The organism is Spirillospora sp. NPDC046719, from assembly GCF_040645715.1.
GTDB lineage: Bacteria > Actinomycetota > Actinomycetes > Streptosporangiales > Streptosporangiaceae > Spirillospora.
Genome location: NZ_JBEYYT010000279.1, coordinates 5,855 through 8,380, shown reverse-complemented (window position 1 = coordinate 8,380; position 2,526 = coordinate 5,855). Strand labels below are relative to the sequence as shown.

At 73.9% G+C, this 2,526-nt stretch carries 4 protein-coding genes; all 4 read left to right on the top strand.

The features are described 5' to 3' along the window. Positions 1-199: 199 nt before the first annotated feature. Entirely contained in the window at positions 200-826 is a 627-nt protein-coding gene (locus ABZ914_RS34490; RefSeq protein WP_190859397.1) for a sigma-70 family RNA polymerase sigma factor, read from the top strand. 136 nt (positions 827-962) lie between these two features. Further along, positions 963-1,190, top strand: coding sequence for a hypothetical protein (locus ABZ914_RS34485; RefSeq protein WP_500198396.1), 228 nt, complete (start codon positions 963-965; stop codon positions 1,188-1,190). A gap of 10 nt (positions 1,191-1,200) precedes the next feature. Beyond that, the gene (locus tag ABZ914_RS34480) at positions 1,201-2,076 is read left to right on the top strand and encodes an HAD family hydrolase (RefSeq protein ID WP_190859401.1); all 876 of its coding nucleotides are present in this window, start codon (positions 1,201-1,203) and stop codon (positions 2,074-2,076) included. 76 nt (positions 2,077-2,152) lie between these two features. Continuing rightward, the coding region (locus ABZ914_RS34475) for an AfsR/SARP family transcriptional regulator (RefSeq protein WP_500198394.1) at positions 2,153-2,526 on the top strand (374 nt) is incomplete at its 3' end.

Here is a 2,526-nt window from a genome sequence, read left to right as displayed (position 1 = left end):
GATTCCACGGACCCCATCCCCCGGCGGGGCGCGGCCCCGAGGCCGGCGCTCGGCCGGCGCCCGTCGCGCGCTCGCCGGGCGTCGGCTCCGCGCACGGATTCGCGGCCGGAGAGGGCTCCTCACCCATTGCCTGCTGTACGGATCGGTATCTAGAGTGGCAGATCGCGTCGGAGGTCGCGTACGCCCCGAGGAGAACTGCATGAGCAGCTTGGCCCTCGAAACCCGGGTCGTCCCGCTTCCTCGGCGTTCCCGGGAGCCCGCACCCGGCGCCGACCGCGCCGAGGTCCTCAAGGCACTGGTCCTGCGGGCCCGCGAGGGCGACGCCGAGGCGTTCGGCTCCCTCTACGACCACTATGTGGAGCTGGTCTACCGGTACGTCTACTACCGCGTCGGCGTCCACTCCCTCACCGAGGACCTCACCAGCGAGACGTTCCTGCGCGCGCTCCGGCGCATCCGCGACTTCCGCTGGCAGGGCAAGGACTTCGGCGCCTGGCTGGTGACCATCGCCCGCAACCTCGTCGCGGACCACTTCAAGTCGGGCCGCTACAGGCTGGAGGTCTGCACGGCCGAGCCGGTCGAGCCGGAGCGCCCGCAGGAGGGGCCCGAGCGGGCCGTCCTGGACGCGATGACGCACCGCACGCTGCTCGCCGCCGTCCGGCGGCTCGGCTCGGAGCAGCAGGAGTGCGTGGTGCTGCGGTTCATGCACGGGCTGTCGGTCGCGGAGACCGCGCTGATCATGGACAAGAAGTCGGGCGCGATCAAGGCGCTGCAGTACCGCGCGGTCCGCTCGCTCGCCCGGATGCTCCCCGCCGACCTGCACCCCTAGCCGTCCCGGCCGCGGCCCTGTCGCCTCCCCTGTCGCCTCCCCTGTCGCGCTCCCGGTCACCCGTGGAGCTTATTGGACGTTTTGTCAATTAAGGTCGGGCCGTAACCCGCCGTGCCGTCCGGTCGTTCTTGCGGACGTGAGGAGCAGGCACGGCAAGAGGACCGAGGCGAGCGCGCGGCTCGACGGGCTGCGCCCGGACCGGCCCGGGGCCGCCGACCCCGGACCCGATCCGCGCTTCCGCGCGCTGCTGCGCGAGCGCCTGGTGACCGCCGCCGGACGCGCAGGTGAACGCGCGGGCGACGGCACCAGTGACAACGATCGCAATGAGGCGCGGGACGACGGCCGGAACGCGCGGATTGATTAGGCTCGGGCGTATGCGGCGATTCTGGCAGCGCGGCAAGCACGAGGACCCCGTGAGCGCCGGGGAGGCGGCCGCGGCGGCGGCGGCCGAACCGAGCCCGCTCCCCGAACCGGACCCCGCCGCGGCGGCGTTCTTCGACGTCGACAACACGATGATGCGCGGCGCGTCCATCTACTACTTCGCGCGCGGCCTCGCCGCCCGCAAGCTGTTCACCATGCGCGACCTGGCCATGTTCGCCTGGGGGCAGGCCGCGTTCCGGCTGCGCGGCACGGAGAACTCCGAGCACATCGGCAGCGCGAAGGAGGCGGCGCTGGCGTTCGTCGCCGGGCAGCGCGTCGCCGGGATCGTCCGGCTGTCCGAGGAGATCTACGACGAGGTGATGGCGGACCGCATCTGGCACGGCACCCGCACCCTCGCCCTCCAGCACCTGGACGCGGGCCAGCAGGTCTGGCTCGTCACCGCCACGCCCGTGGAGGTCGCCCGGACGATCGCGCACCGGCTGGGGCTCACCGGCGCGCTCGGCACCGTCGCCGAGACCCGCGACGGCGTCTACACCGGGCGGCTCGTCGGGAACCTGCTGCACGGGCCTGCGAAGGCGGAGGCGGTCCGGGCGCTCGCGGCGCGCGAGGGGCTGGACCTGTCCCGCTGCTCGGCCTACAGCGACTCGGTCAACGACCTGCCGATGCTGACGGCGGTCGGGCACCCGCACGCCGTCAACCCCGACGCGGCCCTGCGCGAGCACGCCAAGGAGAACGGCTGGCCGATCCACGACTTCCGGACCGGGCGGAAGGTGACGATGGTCGCGCTGCCGGCCGCCGCGGGCGCGGGCGCGCTGGCGGGCGGGGTCGCCGCCGGCATCGCCCTGCGCCGCCACTACCGGTCGAACTGACACCCGTGCCCATAACTCGCGACCTATCGCGAGTTGTGGCGACACGCTCTAATCTGTCGGTGTGGAGCCGGACCGGGTGAACGTCGAACTCGCGCTGCTGTCGCGGGTCTCGTGCCGCGGACGCGAGGTCACCGGCCCCCGGCTCCGCGGCCTCCTCGCGCTCCTGGCGGCCGAACCCCGCACCGGCGTCAGCGCGGCCCGTCTCGCCGAGGGCCTCTGGCCGGACGAGCGGCCGGAGAACCCGGCGAAGGCGCTGCAGGTCGTGGTGTCCCGCGCCCGGTCGCAACTGGGCGCCGACGTCATCGTCAGCACCCCGGCCGGCTACCGGCTCGGGCTGGACGAATCGGCCGTGGACGCGTCCGCCGTGCTGGCCAGCGCGTCCAGGAGCGCCCGCAGCGCCCGCGAAGGCGACCACGCCGCCGCGCTCGCGCACGCCGAGGACGGGCTCGC

Bases quoted from the DNA above. Each gene is read 5' to 3' on its own strand.
- ABZ914_RS34490 (WP_190859397.1), top strand. From the start codon at position 200: ATGAGCAGCTTGGCCCTCGAAACCCGGGTCGTCCCGCTTCCTCGGCGT.
- ABZ914_RS34480 (WP_190859401.1), top strand. From the start codon at position 1,201: ATGCGGCGATTCTGGCAGCGCGGCAAGCACGAGGACCCCGTGAGCGCC.